Origin of the sequence: Enterococcus durans (assembly GCF_002277935.1) — a bacterium.
GTDB classification, from domain to species: Bacteria; Bacillota; Bacilli; order Lactobacillales; family Enterococcaceae; genus Enterococcus_B; species Enterococcus_B durans.
On sequence record NZ_CP022930.1, the window covers coordinates 2,659,272 to 2,677,698 of the forward strand.

Sequence of the window (18,427 nt, forward strand, 5' to 3'; positions counted from 1 at the left end):
GCTTCCCTATCCCCTTTTTCTCTTCATTAGCTGTAGGTTAGTTTGATGGAGATCTTGTAAACTGAAGCTAATTTACTTTATCTTTCTACTGGATAAAAAAAAGCTTCCTGTTGCCTATCCAATACGCGTGGAACAAAAGTAAGGAATACTTCTGTCCCGCCTCATTTTGGAATGTGCTTCAGGAAGCTATTTTCAACTATCTATTTTATTGGTCAATGTTTCGTATCATACTTCTTCAACTAATTCTTCTGCTTTGAAATGAAGTTTTTCATCAAGTAAAGTGATCGTTACTTTTGATTTTGGTGTAATACGACCTGACACGATTTCTTTTGCCAAAGGTGTTTCCACTTCTTTCGTGATGAAGCGTTTCAATGGACGTGCACCATAAGCTGGCTCATACGCATTTTCAGCGATCCATGTTTTGGCTTCGTCGCTGATCGTCAAGAAGATTTCTTGATGTTCTAGTCGTTTGGCTAATTGTGCCACCATCTTATCGACGATGCCTTTTACATTGTCTAAACTTAACGGTGTGAAGAGGATCGTATCATCGATTCGATTCAAGAATTCGGGTTTGAAATTGCCACGAAGGATCGTTCGCACTTGTTCTTCGACTTCTTCTGGGATCGTACCTTCCGCTGTCACGCCTTCTAGTAATAATTGTGAACCAATATTACTTGTCATGATTAATACGGTATTTTTGAAATCTACGACACGTCCTTTAGAGTCAGTCAAACGCCCATCATCCAACACTTGCAATAAAATATTGAAGACATCAGGATGTGCTTTTTCGATTTCATCGAGTAAAACGATGGTATAAGGATTTCTTCTTACCGCTTCCGTTAGCTGACCGCCTTCTTCATAACCAACATAGCCTGGAGGAGCTCCTACTAAACGAGAGACGGCATGTTTTTCCATATACTCACTCATGTCGATCCGTACCATATGCTCTTCAGAATCAAATAAGTTTTCGGCTAATGCTTTGGCTAGTTCCGTTTTACCGACACCAGTTGGCCCTAAGAACAAGAATGAACCTAACGGACGGTTTGGATCTTGTAACCCAGCACGAGAGCGGATCACTGCATCACTGACTGCATCTACTGCTTCATCTTGTCCGATTACTCGTTTATGCAAGGTTTCGTTCAACTTCATTAGTTTTTCTCTTTCACCTTCAACTAATTTCGTCACAGGAATCCCTGTCAAACGACCGACTACTTGAGCAATCTCATTTTCAGTCACTGATTCTTGCACCATTTTGATGTCACTATCTTTAGCTTTTGCTTCTAATTCTTTTAATTCTTTTTCTAATTGTGGGATCGTTCCATGACGCAAAACAGCGGCACGTTCAAGATCATAATTGTTTTCTGCATCTTCTAGTTCATGTTTTGCTTTATCGATTTCTGCACGTTTAGAAGAAACTGTATTGACTTCTTCTTTTTCTGTTTCCCACTGCATTTTCATTGCATTTGCTTCTTCGCGCAAGTCCGCTAATTCTTCTTGCAAGTTCTTCAATCGCTTCTTGCTAGCATCATCTGATTCTTTCTTTAATGCCGCTTCTTCGATTTCCAATTGCATCAATCGGCGTGTGACTTGGTCCAACTCTGTTGGCATAGAATTCATTTCTACACGAATGGTTGCACTGGCTTCATCGATCAAATCGATTGCCTTATCTGGCAAGAATCGATCTGTGATATAGCGATCAGAAAGTGTAGCAGCAGCAACTAGTGCATTGTCATGGATATTGACTCCATGATGGATCTCAAAGCGTTCTTTTAAGCCACGTAAAATACTGATCGTATCTTCTACTGTTGGTTCCTTGACTAGTACTTTTTGGAAACGACGTTCCAATGCTTTGTCTTTTTCCATATATTGTCGATATTCATCCAACGTGGTTGCTCCGATCAAATGAAGCTCACCACGTGCTAGCATTGGTTTTAGCAAATTACCAGCATCCATGCTTCCTTCGGTCTTGCCTGCGCCGACGATGTTATGGATTTCATCGATAAATAGAATGATTCGACCATCGCTTTTCGTTACTTCTTTAAGAACAGCTTTTAGTCGTTCTTCAAATTCACCACGGAATTTTGCTCCCGCAACCAATGCGCCCATATCTAAAGAAAAAATCGTTTTGTCCTTTAGATTTTCTGGTACATCTTTGCGCACGATTCGTTGTGCTAATCCTTCAACGATCGCTGTTTTACCTACCCCTGGTTCCCCAATCAACACAGGGTTGTTTTTTGTTTTTCGAGAAAGGATGCGGATTACATCACGAATTTCTTCGTCACGGCCAATAATTGGGTCCATTTTACCTGAACGTACTTGTTGGACCAGATCCACTCCGTATTTTTCTAACGCTTTGTATTGTTCTTCTTGATTTTTTGAGGTCACTTTTTCTCCACCTCTCATTTCTTCAATATTGTTTCTAAGTTCTTTTTCCGATAATCCGTTTTTCGTTAAGTACACAGTCAACGGATAATTTTTCAATTTCATCAATGCCAAAATAACCACTTCAGTTGAAAGATATTCGTCACCGAAACTTTCTCTGATTTGGTCAGCTTCATTTAACAAATGAAATAGATTTTGGCTGAGATTTTGACCATATTGGACATTTCCTCCTGATACGGTCGGGTATTCGTCAAGCACACGGTCAACTTCTCTTTCAAAGCCCTCGACGTCTAAGCCGGCATCTGTGTATAGATTACGGCCAAAATGATTTGGTTGTAAAAAAATCTTCCATAAATGGGCAATGTCGATTTCTTGATGTTTCCGAGTGACAGCAATTTGTTGTGCTTCGGCAATCGCTTCTTGTAGCGTAGTTGTCATTTTTTCAATATTCATCTTCTTACCTCCTGAATAAAGAGTATGAATTGTTTTTCATCAATTCTTTACGATTATTATTATACTCGTTTGGTCAATATTGGTCAAAGAATAACGTTGCTTTTCTACCTTTTATCTTACACTTCTTTACCTATTTTTAAAAAAGAAACAGGCTGAAACAAAAAGTGATCTTCTGCTTCCACCTGTTACTATGTTTAGAGAATGTGGACAAATCTAAACGTCAGTTTTGTTACAGACTCTCGAATAAAGGGCGTCCAAAAGTCAGTTTTTTCGGAAATGTCAAAAAAAGTGAGGTTGGGACAAAACTAAAAATCAGTTTTGCCACAGACTCTAACTCCGAATGAACGGTGGGATCAGAAGTAACTCCTTCGGAAATAAGCCGAAATTCACAAAAATTTGAAAAGCAATTTTCGTTCATTTCTTCTTATTTCTCGGAGTTAAACACTTCTGTCTCAACCTCCTCTCTTATTTGATCAATGATTTTGCTCTTTTTCTCTTTTTACTTCTTTGATCTCTTTTTTTAGTACTTTTCTGCGATCAGCTACGACATAAAAGAACCCGTAGATAAATGGCAAAATAAATGAACTGAAACGATAGAGAAGTAAGGATGAAACTGCATCGACAGTCCCGACTAAAGGTTTGAATAATAACAGATAGACAAATTCAAATGAACCGATTCCCGCAGGAGTCGGGATCACGCCAGACAATACTACCGCAAAGCTAATAAATGAAAAGGTCAGTAAGAAATCAATATTCGGATGATTTTCAACCAAGAAGATATATGGCATCACATACCAGAACAAGAGCTTGAGCATATTCCAAAAATAGATTCGGAGCAATGCTGTTCGATCTTTTACGATCATCTGAACTGTTTCTCTTAGTGAATAGATTTGTGTATTGCAAGTATCGACCCATTTTCGCAATCTTTGACTTTTGAATAATTTATTTGACACACTGACAAAGAAAATTTGAAGGTTCAAACTTATTGAGATCAATAACAGAAAAGCAATAATGAGCCCCGTCAAGACGATCCCCGCAATAATGAACCAGATCATGGATGGTCCTTTAGAATAGAATAACGAGAACTGGACAATCAAACCGATGATGGCATACGTGATCACAGCCAGTTTGTACATGATCATGTGCAATGCAGTTACACCAGCGCCTTGAGAGAATTTCATTCCTTTTTTATTGTAGAAATAAATCTCCGAGATCAACGTTCCTGTACCGAACGATACGATCCGATAAAATGCAATATAACAGGATGTCCAGAAGCCGTCAATCGTAGAAAAATCATTGGCGAAAGGTTCTGCAATTTCTTTGATGGAGCGTCCTTCTACAAGTTGATAAAGTGTTCCTAATACTAATGCTGCAACAATAACAACTAAACTTGTCGATAGTAATTCAGCAAATATATCTGCAAATGATTGATTGATCAAATAATAAATAATGGCTAGTATTCCTATCAATAAAAGCAGATTTAAGGCTATTTTTGTTTTTGTTCCTTTAGTTGACATTGACTACTCCTTAATGAAAAAAATAAATCAAAATCAAATCAACGAGTACACCCGCCATAAATCCAATTGTAAATTTCTTTTTTCTCGTTTTATGATGAAAGACTTTTCGTGAAAGCAAGCCACCAATACCGCCGCCTAGTAAACTAACAAAGATCAAATTACTTTCTGGTACGCGCCATTTTCCTTTTTTTGCCTGACGTTTATCATACCCCATCAAACAAAACAAATAAATATTTACAAGTACCAGATAAAACCACAAAGGGTTATATAAAATTGCATTCATGTTTTTTCCTCCAACTAGTCAGAAAAATTATTTTGTTTCTTTTGGAACAAATACAGATAGTCCCTTGGGAACAACGACTAATTCAATTGGTAGATCATCGGTGGTATCACCATCTGTACGAGTGCCAACCTTTTTTTCCTGCGCTTGGATATTGATTTGGCTTGCTGTCAAATAAGTGATCCCAGGGACTGAATAGATTTTTCCTTTGATTATACGAGGAAGATAAAAGATAAATCGGAAAATATCAAGAGATGGAATGATCGTTATGTGGAATTTTCCATCATCTGGACTAGCAGAATCATCAAAATTCGTATACCCGCCAACAGAATTCGTCATCGTAACTGTCAGTAACTGCGTTTTTCCTTTCCAGTGTTCGTTCTCTGTTTTGATATCTAGATGATATTTTTTCTTTTTCAGCAATAGATTGACAAAACGCTTCATAAATATCCAAGATCCATATCGTTGTTTTTCTTTTTGGCTGATCCAAACAGCTGTATCAGCGAGTATCCCGATCGTTAATGTGGAAATGATCACTTCATCATTTACTTTTCCATAATCGATTTTACGAATGGCTTCCCCTAAAATAACATCTGCCGCTTCTTCTTTGTCTATAGGGATTCCAAGTAACTTTGCTAGATTATTGACTGTTCCACCGGGTAATAATCCTACTTGATAATGTTCTAGTTTCTTCTGGAAAGCTTGGACGATATGATGGATCGTTCCGTCTCCCCCAATGATGATCAAGGTATCTGCTTCGTGTTCTTCTGCTTTTTTTACAAGTGTCTTTTGTTTCACCGAGGGACCGGTTTCCGTTAAATAAACGGTTAGCTCTGGTCGCTTTTCACTCACGTAATCTTTGAACCATTTTGCTAATTTTTCGCCTTCGTCATTTCCTGAGCTTTCATTATAAAAGACCAGCAATTTTTCCATACTCTTTTACCTCCTAATTTCACACAAAAATCAAGGGGATAGACGGTTCCACTTGGAATTCGTCCTCCCCCCGACGTTTATCGAACCGCTCGACTAGCTGACTGATCCGACATCCTATTCAATTTTAAACGTTTGTGTTCAATTCCGCAATTTTTACAATTACATCTGCCGCTTTTTCCATTACTTGAAGAGAAACAAACTCGAAGCGTCCATGCATGTTTTCTCCACCAGCAAATAGGTTAGGGGTCGGAATACCTAGATATGAAATTTTTGAACCATCCGTTCCGCCACGGACTGGTTCAATGATCGGTTCGATTTCTAAATCGATCATTGCTTGTTTTGCTAGTTCGACGATACTCATGTCTTTTTCAATGATTTCACGCATATTGTAGTATTGATCGTACATATTGACTTTTACTCGTTCTTGGTCAAATCGACGGTTCAATTTTTCTTGGATCTCCGTGATCAATGCTTTGCGAGCTTCAAAATTTTCACGATTATGGTCGCGGATGATATAACTCATCGTTGCTTCTTCTGTATTTCCATTCAAGGCCATCAAATGGAAGAAGCCTTCATAACCTTCTGTTTTTTCCGGTACTTCATCTGCTGGCAGTTGGTTATGGAAATCAATCGCTAATTGCAGCGCATTGATCATCGTGTCTTTTGCTGTACCAGGATGGACATTTTTTCCTTGGATCGAAATCTCTGCTTGAGCTGCGCTAAATGTCTCATATTGCAATTCGCCTAATGGACCGCCATCGACAGTATATGCAAAATCAACATTGAATGCTTCAACATCAAACTTATCCGCCCCTACACCGATCTCTTCATCTGGACCAAATGCTACTTTGATTTCACCATGTGGAATCGTTGGGTTTTTGATCAAGATTTCCATTGCTGTCATGATTTCAGCGATCCCTGCTTTATCATCTGCTCCCAGTAGCGTACTGCCGTCTGTCGTAATCAATGTGTGGCCTTCATAATTCTTTAAATTAGGAAAGTCTTTAGTATTTAGCGTATAGCGTTCTTCGCTATCCAGTACGATCACTGATTCCCCATCATAATTCTCAATAATCTGAGGATTGACCCCTTCCGCATTGAAGTCAGCTGTATCCATATGGGAGATGAAACCGATCGAACGCACAGGACGATCCACATTGCTTGGTAATGTACCGATCACAAAACCATTTTCTTCATTGTAGAAAACATCCGACAATCCAAGTTCTTCTAGTTCTTTTTTTAGAACTTGTGCAAAAGCGACTTGTGTTTGAGTAGATGGTGTCGTTTGACTTGTTGCATCTGAGCGTGTTTCTGTTTTAACATAGCGTAAAAAACGAGGTAAAAGATTTTCGTACATAAAATTCTCTCCTTTTAGTTAAATTGAAATGGGTTGGTATCTGTTTCAGAAACAAAGAAGTCAATAGACCAATCCTCTTCTTTTTTCCAAGATTCAAATTTTTCGATAAACTTCTCTTTGCACAATGATTCGATATAATGTCCCGGATCAATGGCTGCAAGACCTGCGCTCTGCATGTCCTGTGCTGTATGGTAATAAATATCGCCAGTAATATAAACATCAGCTTTTTGAGACAGTGCATGAGGATAAAATTTTTCCCCACTGCCACCACAGATTGCCACTCGCTTGACCATTACTTCTTTTTCTGTGGGACGTACGACGCGAAGTCCGTCTAATTGGAACGCTTCTTTCACTTTGGCTACAAAAGTGTCGAGAGGCATTTCTTCTGATAATTCTCCGATACGGCCAAGTCCCCATGTTTTAGTTGGCTCATCGATTTTAAACAAATCATAAGCCACTTCTTCATATGGATGGACCGCGTACATCGCTCGAAGAATTTTTTGCTCAAGATGTTCAGGAAAAATGACTTCTACTTTCGCTTCTTGGACCTTCTCCAGTTGACCAGCTTCACCGATTGCAGGGTGAGCAGAATCATTTGGTCGAAAACGTCCTTGGCCGATCGTAGTAAAGCTGGTGGAGTCATAGTTTCCTTGTTGGCCTGCACCAGCTTGAGCCAATGCTTTACGTAATTCTTCAGCTTGTTCCACAGGTATATATACAGCTAGTTTTTTATAATGACGTTCATGTGTTTTGACTAAGTAGTTTTCGACCTTGACACCGAGCAATTCACAAAACCAATCATTTAACCCATCTTCAATGATATCCATATTGGTATGTGCAGCATACACAGCGATATCATGTTTCAATAGATCCGCATACATCTTTTCTTGCGGAACATCTGTATTTAAACGTTTCACTGGTCGAAAGATAGGCGGGTGTTTTGCAATCAATAGATCGATCTTTTTATCAATGGCTTCTTTTACGACTTCCGGTCGAACATCAAGCGTCATCATCACTCGTTGGATCGGTTTATTCAACGTCCCAATGTGTAGACCTACAGGATCGCCGTCTTCTGCCAGCCATTGAGGGCAGTATTCTTCAAATTTGCGAATGAACACATTGCCGTTGACTGTCATCAGCCCAGCACCTCCTCAATCATTTTGATTTCACTTTCCATTCGTTCTTTTCTGGCTTGCTGATTTGTTGCATGAGCCAGCTGTTGCAGAATCGTTTGTCGCTGTTTCAGTTCTCGTTGCCACTTATTGAGAAACACTTCATTGGACTCGTTCAATAAGTGGGGACCAAACATCAATTCTTTTTCACTATAGGTGACTTTCTCTTGTGTCTTTTCCGCCACAAGGATCTCATAGATTTTTTTATTTTCTTCTAAAATCGTTTCTGCAATGAGTTGATAATTGTTCTCTTGCAACCAGCTTCTCAATGTTCGTTCACCGATATTTGGCTGAAGAATCAGGCGTTCGTTCCCAGATAAGCGTTTTTTTTGTTTGCCAGCTTCTAGAATCTCCCGAATCAATGAACCACCCATTCCAGCAATCGTGATTGCATCAATCTGATCTTCTGGTTTGATTGCATCTAAGCCATTTGCCAGACGTACAGTGATCTGCTTTTCTAAGCCGTCCTTTCGCACTTGTTTCCTCGCTGATTCATAAGGACCTTTTACTACTTCGCCAGCAACTGCAAATTGGATTTTTCCTTTTAACATTAATGCCACTGGTAAATAAGCATGGTCAGAGCCAATATCTGCTAAACGAGCATTTTCTGGAACAAATTCTCCCACCTTCGCTAAACGTTTAGATAATTCCAAATGGTTCATACCTTCACTCCTTCCACGCCATTATAACATTTTCATTATAATTTAAGGAGATTCGAAAAGAAAAAATTTCAAATCTCCTTCATTTTTTTATTTTTTTCTAAAATCCTACTGTCTACGATTCAATACGTGCTATTTCGATCAAAGAATCAAGAAAGACTATCGGAGGATCCGACTTGGTCATTCGCAAATCCTTCAGTACAAACTTGATTTGATCACCAACATGTATTGAGTCTTTGCCATCTTTCAATTTTTCAGCAGTCGCTTTCAAAACCATATCACCAGCACGATCCTTTGATTCTTCTATGTTTTTTATATTCGTTACTATGATAGTAAATATCGATTTTTCACTTTCCGAAATACTGAAAATTTCTCCAGTGTAGACATACCGTTCTTTTTTTTCTGAGAGATAATCGTTCTCTTGGTTTCCGCAACCAGTCAAAGAAAGGAATACGATAGCGATTATCGATGAAAAAATACGTTTCATGAATACCTCCTTCAAATCATTGTCGTTCACTTATTTGACGATCGTGTCTAGCTATTTGCCTTTAGCAACTGCATTGGTTGTTCTTTGGTCCATGTAGATTCATTTATGTAAAAGAAGCTCGGACAAAGTGTTATGTCACAAGAAAAAAGCAAACATTCCAAAAATTTGTTTTTCAAATTCTTAAAAATCTGCTTTTTATGCTTTGGATTTGTTACTTTTGTTCCCGCTGCTTATTCTGTTTCGTTAGGAAGCGAATATGAGTTTTTTCTCACTACTTCCCTAACTTTGCGGTACTTATGTGGACTAGCAAACTATTAATTCAAGTTGATTTTTTAATAAGTGGTCCTATTCTTCGATCCGCGCTATTTCGACAATCGAATTACCAGGGATCTGCGGTGGGATCGACATTGTCATTATGGAATTTTCTACTAATATGATCTCAATCTGATCACCTTTCTCGAATGCCTCTTTTCCATCTTTTAGTTGCTCCTCAGACGCATTCAAAATGACACCATCATTTGTAAAAGAGCTTCCGATATTTTCCGGGTCTTTTATTTCTTTTACGTTGATCACTTTGATTTGGATCGTCGAATCATCCGGTTCTGAGATACTTTCGATTTCGCCATTAAAAATACTTTGACCTTGCGTTGCAGAGTTGCTTACTTCCGTCGATGTTTCCGCACTGATCGAATCGATCGATGCTTTACTTGAGTCTTCGTTTCCGCAGCCTGTTAATGTAAAAAGTAAACCAGCCGCAATCATTGTTGAAAATAAAATCTTCATAAAATTTCCTCCAGCTCATTTTTAGTTGACTTATTTTGATGGTTGCGCCCGACTACTATATGTTTGCCTAATAGATGGATTCGCTTCCCTTTAGGTAGTGCATATAATTATGTAAAGAGGGTGTGACAAAAATTGTCACACTCTCTTTTTTGAATACATGATGTTTCAAAAAATAGTTTTTCAAACGAAAATCCTACAAAATTTTAGCAGTATTTTACGGAAAACCTTTTTTCTTGAAGCTGAATACTTCTGTTCTATTTACTTTGATACTATCGTATATGGTGTAATGATTTCTGAACAAAACATCTTTCACAATTTTGTATGTTTTATTAAAGGCTCGGGAGAATTATTCAACCATTCCTTCGATTACGTCCAGTCATTTCGATTTCTTTGGTCAAATAACGGATCCGTTCCATGATCCTTTTGGCTTTTAATGGCTCTTCATCGCCACGCTGCGTGACAGATAAATGTTGTTCCAATTCATCCATCGTGAAGTTTGAAGAAAAAAATGTCGGAAGCTGTTCTTGCATCCGATATTGTAGGATCACACCGAATACTTCATCTCTGATCCAACTGCTCATTGCATCGGCGCCGATATCATCCATCATGAGGATTGGTGAACGCTTGACTGCGTCTAATTTCTCCGCCACTTGGTCTTTCCCGATCGCCTGTTTCATTTCTACCGCAAAAGTCGGGAAGTGTACGAGCGTGGTCGTGAACCCTTTGATAGCCAATTCTCTTGCTGTTGCACCTAGTAAATACGTTTTTCCGATCCCAAAACTACCGACTAGATATAGTCCCTTGTGGTACCCCTTAGGATCAGCACTATAGTGTTCGACAAAATCAAGCGCCTCGAAGCTGGCATAGCTCCGACCATCTGTACGTTCGAAATTTTTGAATGAGGCATCTTGGATATCTTTTGGCATATCCACTGCTTTGATCCGACTTTTGATCTCTTCTTGTCTTTTTTTCGCAAGCAAAGCTTCTGTTGGTACATACGTCACATCGACATAGTGAAAGTTCAGAGTCAATTTGGGCTCATAGCCTGGTGCGATCATCGTAGGATCATTTTTTTGATACTTCCGTTTTTCTTGAACAAATTCATACAGTTTAGCATAACTTTTTTCAATATCTGCTTGTGTCAAATCTTCTTGATGTTCTGATAAGAAACTTTGAACATCTGGATCGTTCAAGACTTCTTGGATCATCTCAGTAAATTTCTGCTGATAATCTCTTCTGCTAATGATTTTCTTTAGCTCTTTTCCGACATCTTCCACTAGCTATCGCCCTCCTTTTTTGCAAAATATTCTTTAAACCTACGTTCGATCTCTGCCTTTTTCTCACTACTGATTTTTTGTTCCTCTTTGGGTTTGTTTACCCAATCAGGGAGTTTTTCACGGCGTACATTGCGCCGCGTAGATGCGTATGACTGTGTTGTCTTTTTTTTCGTTTGTTTTGCTTGATTACTGATCGTACGGATATGCTCGATTGCCTCTTCTGGAGTAGTAATCTTATTTTGGGCCCATTCATTCGCAATCGTGTTGACGAAGCTTGCATTTAAGCTTGCTTGATTTCTTATGACCAACACATAGTTGACTAAAATATTGATCACACTACTTGATAAGCCTGAACGAGAAACTAAGTCTTGCATCAACCATGTTTCTTGTTTTGAGACAAAACCGCCTTTTTCTTGTTTTAATGCTTCAAGATACTTCATTGGTGGGATACTTTGGGCTTCTTTGATCAACTCTACTATGGCGTTCGGTAACGAACTATCAGCAGTAACCGTTTCTTCTATACCTGTTTCTGGACTTGTTGGATCACTTTTTTTTGGTTTTTGTGCTTGACTTGTCAAAACGATTCTTTGCAGTTCTTTTGTCGAGACTTTTTGTTCAGAAAAATCATAGGCTAGAACGATCCATTCACCGATAGTCAATTCATCCACGCCGTACAGCTGATGGTACATCTCGATTTGTTCTTTTAACGGATCTTCAAGAACTGGGATATGTTTTTTTGTCAGCCACTCTGTCAAAAAGGCCCAATCAAGTTTAGGTTGGTCTGAATCAGATACCAATGAACCTGGTTTTTCTTGTTGAAATCCTGCTTGCACATTTTCGATCTTGTCCTGATTAGCAGCATAAGCAGCTTCACTGAACCGATAAACGTCCAAAAATTTTTTCGTGATTTTCTGGTAGCTTTGAGACGAAAATGTCTTTGGTTGGAATAATTGGACTAACTGTTCATAGCGGCGTTCTCCCACCTTTTCTAAAAGCAAGAAGGAAAGTACGCTATCTTTGAAAAAAGCAAAGGCATCCATTGGTTCTAATAATTCATAAATAAAACAAGCTCCTAAGCTGGCGTCTTCTTTGTAAAAAACATCTAGAAGACCGATTCCTTCTAATCGCTTACGGGCTTCATAAAATTGGGGCAATCCACAACTCAAACTACTCAAGAGATCTGCATGCAATCCTTCTGGTGATTGACCATTTTCAGCTGATATTTCTGATAAGAGGGTCAAGTACAGACTTAGAGCTTCTCCACCGATCAATGGCTGATACAGGTACAACAAGGCGGATCTTCCATCTTCTTTTAGAGGATGACTTTTTCTTCCTTGGTAGATATTTTTGGGTTGAAGCTCTTTCCATGCATTATCCAAGGAAATAGGCCTCCTTACTTCTTATTTTTCTTTATTGTTTTCTTTTGCTTTATCAACGATATCTTGCAATTCCTTTAAGAAAACAGACATATCTTTAAACTGGCGGTAGACGCTTGCAAAACGAATATAGGCTATTTCATCAAGATTGACTAAATCTTCCATGACATATTCCCCGATCAATGTGGTCGATACTTCGTTTTCACCAAGGCTTCTGACCCGGTTTTCTACGTGGTTTACGATTTGTTCCATCTGCTCCATCGCAACTGGTCGTTTTTCTGCTGAGCGGATCAACCCACGCAAGATTTTGTCGCGATTGAATTCCTCACGTTCACCATTCTTTTTGATGACTAATAATGGTGCCGCTTCGATTCTTTCAAATGTAGTAAAACGAAAAGAACAACTTTCGCACTCTCTTCTTCTTCGGATTGCTCGTCCATCATCTGCCTGTCGGCTGTCAATGACGCGAGAATTATTATGTTGGCATCTAGGACATCTCATTTTCTTCACCTCTTCTTGTGAGTGTTTCTATCAAACTACTATTTTCATATCAAATACCCAAATCTTGAAAGTAGAAATGGCTGATTTGATGGACTTCGATTAAATGATCGTTGCTTACAATAGTAAATACGTTTTTTCTTATAAATATTTACATTTTTTACAAATTGCAACTAGTTGTATTATAACACGAAACGTGTGTTCAACGCGACTTTCCTGTACAAAAAAACGCGAATACAAGAACATTTTTTTCCAATTTTGTACGTAATTTGTTCGATTTCTATATTCACATTGGACGTGTGAAATAGAGTCCTAAACAACTAGCCTTGCCCCACTATCGAACATTAAGGCTGCTTATTTTGCATCGAGCACACTCGGTGTAAGATCGACAGGTATATTGTCTTATTTCTCTTTGTCCACCGAGAGCAATCGTATCAGCCCAACTGTACTATTTTATCATGTACGACTAAGATGATTATTTTCCCGCTCTCATTCAACTGGGGCGATATTTCTAAAAATTGTATCGCTATTCTTGGCTAGTTGATCCATCAGTAAGTCTAGCTTAGTTTGATTTTATTAGCACAATTACTTCAATCGTTCATCAAACAGATAAACACCGATCAGAACATTTTTGAGATTGACTGAACTTCTGGGCTATCTTTAGAAAATAAAAAATAAACCAAGATCCTCGGGTGTTACCAAGGATTTGGTTTATTCGTGTATTTATTCAACTCATTTTTTGCATGTAGATCGATCAAAGTTTTTCTTCGATACCCGTATAATGCTTCATACGTTGTTCGTCGATTTTTTGCTGATTAGGGATATGTTCTGCTTCAGGAAGCGGTGCTTTTTTGCGTTCATTTTTTGCTGTTCGTTCTTTCGTTAAATCTTGATTTTTCGCTTCTGCCTCTGCTTGCTCATCTTCAATTTCATTTATTCTGGCTTGATACTTTTCTTCATTTTCTTTCGCAATTTCTGCTTGAGTACGGCCTTCATCTTTTAATTCTTCCTTATTGATGAGTTCACCGATCTTTTCTTTTGCTGAGCCAACCACTTTATCTTTTTGATTTTTAAAAGTCCCCATAGCAATCCTCCTCTTCGATTTATATTCAGCATAGCAAAATTACTGGATATACTCAAAGAAATCGATTGCGAGGTTCCGCTAACCAATTTTTGATCTGTGCTTCGAGCATCTCTTTACTCCCGCTATTATCAAAAACGATATCAGCGAGTGCTTTTTTTTCTTCAATGGACAGCTGGCTGCTGACTCGCTGTTTTGCTTCTTCAAGGCTTAGATGATTTCTTTTCATCAGTCGCCGTATTTGGATGTTTTCAGGCAGATAAACCACTGCCACTGCATCCATGAGTTGCTCATAATGCCCCTCATAAAGAAGCGGGATGTCTGCCACAACTAACGGATATTCAGTTTTCAATTGTTCGATTTTTTCTGTGATCGCTGTACGGATGAACGGATCAAGTAGCCGATCCATCTTTTTTCGTTCCTCGGCAGAATTGAAAACGATTTGTCCCAACGCCTTCCGATCAAGGGTGCCATTTTTTTGGAGGATCACATCTCCAAATACACTGACTAGTGCCAATAAGCCTTCGCTTTTCGGTGCGACTACCTCACGAGCGATAATGTCCCCGTCAACAATTGGTATACCATGATTGCTAAAAATAGCCGCTGCTGTACTTTTTCCTGTAGCAATTCCACCTGTCAACCCTAATACAAACCCTATTTTATTTTCAGTCTTTGGCAATTTGGACAATAGTGCGTCCCCCTTTGCGCTACTTTAGTCTTAACAATTGGTGTATGACAGCGAACGCAAGGGTGGCCAGTTTGTCCATAGACATGTAGTGCTACTTGAAAACTACCCGCTTCACCTAATGCATTGAGGTAACTTCTGATCGTAGTTCCACCTGCTTCTATTGCACGTGACAATACATCAATGATTGCTTTTCTTAATAATTCGATTTCTTTTGGCTTCAATGTGTTGGCTGGTTGCTCTGGGTGTATTTTCGCTTCCCAGAGCGCTTCATCCACGTAGATATTTCCTAATCCTGTAACTAATTTTTGATCAAGTAATAAAGGCTTGATTGCCTTATGGGACTTACCAAGACCCAGAATAAACTGATCAAGCAAAAATTGATCTGGTAAAGGTTCCGGCCCTAATTTCAAAATACCTTTATACGTGTCACTCGCTCCCTTATCAACGAGTGTCATACGTCCAAACTTACGTACGTCATTGTATCTCAGCTGACTTCCATCTTCAAAGAAGAATAGGACGTGGGTATGCTTATCAATAGGCTGATTTGTTTCAACAAATTGATACTTCCCTTCCATTCGCAAATGGGAGATCAACTCATAATGGCTTAAATGGAAAATCAAAAATTTCCCTCTTCGTCCTATTGACTCGATTCGTTCACCAATCAATGTCGCTTCAAAAATCGGTGTTTCTGGCTGTTCAATGATTTTAGGCCACAATACTTGTACTTTTTTGATTGTTTTTCCAGCGACTAACCGCTCCAAGCCTTTTCGAACAGTTTCAACTTCTGGTAACTCTGGCATTATTTCACCTTCGATTCTTTCGCTCTTTCTTCACTTATTTTGCTTCATACCATGTTTTTCCCCAACTACTATCTGTAATCAACGGTACATGGAGGGAAACAGCGTGTTCCATTACTTCACTGACTAGGTGATCAAGTGTTTCTAATTCTTTTTCAGGTACTTCAAATACAAGTTCATCGTGCACTTGTAACAACATCGTTGCTTCCAATTTCTCTTCCTTCAAACGCTTGTCTAGTTCGATCATTGCGATTTTTAGAATGTCAGCGGCGCTTCCTTGTATCGGTGTGTTGATCGCCGTTCTTTCTGCAAATGAACGGATATTGTAATTTCGTGAGTTGATGTCTGGTAAATAGCGACGGCGATGGTACAACGTCTCAACAAATCCTTGATCTTTTGCTTCTCGAACGATACGTTCCATATACTCTTTGACCCCGGGATATTTTTCGAAATACGTATCAATGTACTGTTGTGCCGCTTTCCTAGTGATCCCCAAATTTTGCGATAATCCATAATCGGAGATACCATACACAATCCCAAAATTGACTGCTTTTGCCTGACGACGCATGTTTGGTGTCACATCTTCTGCTTTTTCGATTCCAAATACCCGCATTGCTGTACTTGCGTGGATGTCTTGCCCTTCAAGAAAGGCAGCTTTTAAATGTTCATCATTTGAGATATGGGCAAGGACACGCAATTCGATTTGAGAGTAATCTGATGAATAAATCAACCAATCTTTCTTTCTTGGTACAAACGCCTGACGGATTTTCCGTCCTTCGTCTAAACGAATCGGAATATTTTGCAGATTCGGATCAACTGAACTTAGACGTCCTGTCTGTGTCAAGGTTTGGACATATCTAGTATGGACCTTTCCGTCTGATTGGATCACTTTAAGTAACCCTTCAACATAAGTAGACTGGATTTTGGCGATTTGGCGATAGGTTAGGATATCATCAACGATTGGCGCTTGTTCTCTTAGTTGTTCCAATACATCGACGGCTGTGGAATAACCTGTTTTCGTTTTTTTGATAACTGGCAGTCCCATTTTCTCAAACAAGATGACTCCAAGTTGTTTAGGTGAATTCAAATTGAATTCTTCACCTGCTTCTTGGTAGATTTTTTGTTCGATTTCTCTCAAACGATCAGAAAACTCAACTTTCATTTCTTGTAAACGAGTCGCATCGACTTTGATCCCACTGATTTCCATTTCAGCCAAGATGATCGATAACGGCAATTCCATTTTTCTGAAAAGATCTTCTTGATTCTTTTCTGCTAATTCTTTGGTTAATTGAGGCGTTAGCACATTGATAGCAGAGACTTTTCGAGCTAAATGTGCAAAAAAGACTTCTTCATCTTCAGGTAATCCTTTTTTTGCTCCCTTGCCATAGACAGCTTCATCCGATTGCACTTCATGATAGCCGTAATGAGCGGCGATTCCTTCGATATCTGTACTTTTTTCGTTGGTATCCAGTAAATAGGCTCCCAATAACACATCAAAATCAATGCCCTTTGTTTTCGTTGTGTAACGATTCAAGGCAACATATGTGCGTTTTGCATCATACACTTTCTTCAACCGAGTAGGATCAGCTAACCAAGAATGGAAAGATTCGTTTTCAAAGATAGCCAGATCATTCGTCACATAGATTTTTTCCTTCGTTCCCCAAGCAACACCAACGATATCCTCAGTATGATAGTTGTCTCCCATCATTTCGACATATAGCGCCATATCTGTAGTGAACATGTCTTCATGGAACTCATGAACGACTTCAAATAAGATATCGGTCATTGGCGTTTCTTCTTCTACGATAGCCAGTTTAGAAAGAAACTGTTTGAATTCCATTTCCTTGTAGAATGGAACCAATTTATCCAAGTCTTTTCCTTCATATTTCAAAGAATCGATAGAGATTTCGACAGGCGCTTGCGTATTGATGGTCGCTAGTTCTTTGGATAAGAAGGCTTGATCTTTGTCATTTATAAGATTTTCTTTCATCTTGCTTTGTTTCATTTCATCGATATGTTCATAGATTCCTTCGACTGAACCATATTGTTTCAATAATTTGATTGCTGTTTTTTCACCGATCTTCGTTACTCCTGGTATATTGTCCGAGGCATCGCCAGCGAGTCCTTTCATATCGATGATCTGTTTTGGGGTCAATCCATCATATTTTTCAGCCACATGTTCAGGTGTATAACTTTCAATATCACTCACACCTTTGACAGTGATATCCACTTTGATTTCTTTACTAGCTAGCTGTGTCAAGTCACGGTCACCAGATAAAACGACCACATCAAATTCATCTTTATTGGCTTTTTCTGCTAGTGTACCGATGATATCATCTGCTTCATAATTCGGCAGTTCATAATATTTCACACCTAGACCAGTTAGTAATTCACGGATATAAGGCATCTGTTCTTTGAATTCTCCAGGAGTTTTGGAACGGCCACCCTTATATTCTGCGTACATCTCTGTTCTAAAAGTTGTTTTTCCCGCATCAAAGGCGACTAAAACATGGGTAGGTTGTTCTTTTTGCATCACATTCTCAAACATGTTATGGAACGCATAGATGGCATTTGTATGGAGACCGTTTCTATTTTTGAAGCGTTCTAATGAATTGTGGAGCGCAAAAAATGCCCGAAAGGCTACACTATTCCCATCAACGAGTAATAATTTATGTTTTGTCATTTGT

Annotated in this window: 16 protein-coding genes; all 16 read right to left on the reverse strand. The window is 38.9% G+C overall.

Annotation, left to right across the window (positions count from 1 at the left end; genetic code table 11):
* Positions 1 to 225 precede the first annotated feature (225 nt).
* Positions 226 to 2,835, reverse strand: coding sequence for an ATP-dependent chaperone ClpB (clpB, locus tag CJZ72_RS12675; RefSeq protein WP_081134485.1), 2,610 nt, complete (start codon positions 2,833 to 2,835; stop codon positions 226 to 228).
* Between the two features lie 473 nt (positions 2,836 to 3,308).
* Entirely contained in the window at positions 3,309 to 4,352 is a 1,044-nt protein-coding gene (locus CJZ72_RS12680; protein ID WP_081134486.1) for a lysylphosphatidylglycerol synthase transmembrane domain-containing protein, read from the reverse strand.
* Positions 4,353 to 4,362: 10 nt separating this feature from the next.
* Positions 4,363 to 4,635 (reverse strand): DUF1294 domain-containing protein, encoded by a 273-nt coding sequence (locus CJZ72_RS12685; RefSeq protein ID WP_005879846.1) that lies wholly within the window; start codon positions 4,633 to 4,635, stop codon positions 4,363 to 4,365.
* Between the two features lie 27 nt (positions 4,636 to 4,662).
* Complete coding sequence (locus CJZ72_RS12690) at positions 4,663 to 5,565, reverse strand: diacylglycerol/lipid kinase family protein (RefSeq protein WP_095443930.1); 903 nt, start codon at positions 5,563 to 5,565, stop codon at positions 4,663 to 4,665.
* 124 nt (positions 5,566 to 5,689) lie between these two features.
* The gene (gene pepT / locus CJZ72_RS12695) at positions 5,690 to 6,922 is read right to left on the reverse strand and encodes a peptidase T (RefSeq protein ID WP_005879849.1); all 1,233 of its coding nucleotides are present in this window, start codon (positions 6,920 to 6,922) and stop codon (positions 5,690 to 5,692) included.
* A gap of 14 nt (positions 6,923 to 6,936) precedes the next feature.
* Entirely contained in the window at positions 6,937 to 8,058 is a 1,122-nt protein-coding gene (locus CJZ72_RS12700) for a Nif3-like dinuclear metal center hexameric protein (RefSeq protein WP_081134487.1), read from the reverse strand.
* On the reverse strand, positions 8,058 to 8,756 hold the full coding sequence (locus tag CJZ72_RS12705; RefSeq protein ID WP_081134488.1) for a tRNA (adenine(22)-N(1))-methyltransferase: 699 nt from the start codon (positions 8,754 to 8,756) through the stop codon (positions 8,058 to 8,060). Before CJZ72_RS12705 ends, CJZ72_RS12700 begins: the two co-directional genes overlap by 1 nt.
* A gap of 112 nt (positions 8,757 to 8,868) precedes the next feature.
* Positions 8,869 to 9,240: a hypothetical protein gene (locus tag CJZ72_RS12710; RefSeq protein ID WP_005879855.1), complete on the reverse strand. Its 372-nt coding sequence runs from the start codon at positions 9,238 to 9,240 to the stop codon at positions 8,869 to 8,871.
* A gap of 345 nt (positions 9,241 to 9,585) precedes the next feature.
* Positions 9,586 to 10,023, reverse strand: coding sequence for an LptM family lipoprotein (locus CJZ72_RS12715; RefSeq protein ID WP_005879857.1), 438 nt, complete (start codon positions 10,021 to 10,023; stop codon positions 9,586 to 9,588).
* Positions 10,024 to 10,373: 350 nt separating this feature from the next.
* Positions 10,374 to 11,300 (reverse strand): primosomal protein DnaI, encoded by a 927-nt coding sequence (dnaI, locus tag CJZ72_RS12720; RefSeq protein WP_095443931.1) that lies wholly within the window; start codon positions 11,298 to 11,300, stop codon positions 10,374 to 10,376.
* Complete coding sequence (locus CJZ72_RS12725; RefSeq protein ID WP_081134490.1) at positions 11,300 to 12,679, reverse strand: replication initiation and membrane attachment family protein; 1,380 nt, start codon at positions 12,677 to 12,679, stop codon at positions 11,300 to 11,302. Before CJZ72_RS12725 ends, dnaI begins: the two co-directional genes overlap by 1 nt.
* A 21-nt stretch (positions 12,680 to 12,700) precedes the next feature.
* Entirely contained in the window at positions 12,701 to 13,177 is a 477-nt protein-coding gene (gene nrdR / locus CJZ72_RS12730; protein WP_005879863.1) for a transcriptional regulator NrdR, read from the reverse strand.
* Positions 13,178 to 13,928: 751 nt separating this feature from the next.
* Positions 13,929 to 14,258, reverse strand: a complete 330-nt coding sequence (locus CJZ72_RS12735) for a CsbD family protein (RefSeq protein WP_081134491.1) — start codon at positions 14,256 to 14,258, stop codon at positions 13,929 to 13,931.
* 52 nt (positions 14,259 to 14,310) lie between these two features.
* A complete protein-coding gene (gene coaE / locus CJZ72_RS12740; protein WP_081134492.1) occupies positions 14,311 to 14,943 on the reverse strand; it encodes a dephospho-CoA kinase in 633 nt (210 codons plus the stop codon).
* A complete protein-coding gene (gene mutM, locus CJZ72_RS12745) occupies positions 14,910 to 15,743 on the reverse strand; it encodes a DNA-formamidopyrimidine glycosylase (RefSeq protein ID WP_005879869.1) in 834 nt (277 codons plus the stop codon). Before mutM ends, coaE begins: the two co-directional genes overlap by 34 nt.
* A gap of 34 nt (positions 15,744 to 15,777) precedes the next feature.
* Positions 15,778 to 18,423, reverse strand: coding sequence for a DNA polymerase I (gene polA / locus CJZ72_RS12750; RefSeq protein WP_081134493.1), 2,646 nt, complete (start codon positions 18,421 to 18,423; stop codon positions 15,778 to 15,780).
* Positions 18,424 to 18,427 lie beyond the last annotated feature (4 nt).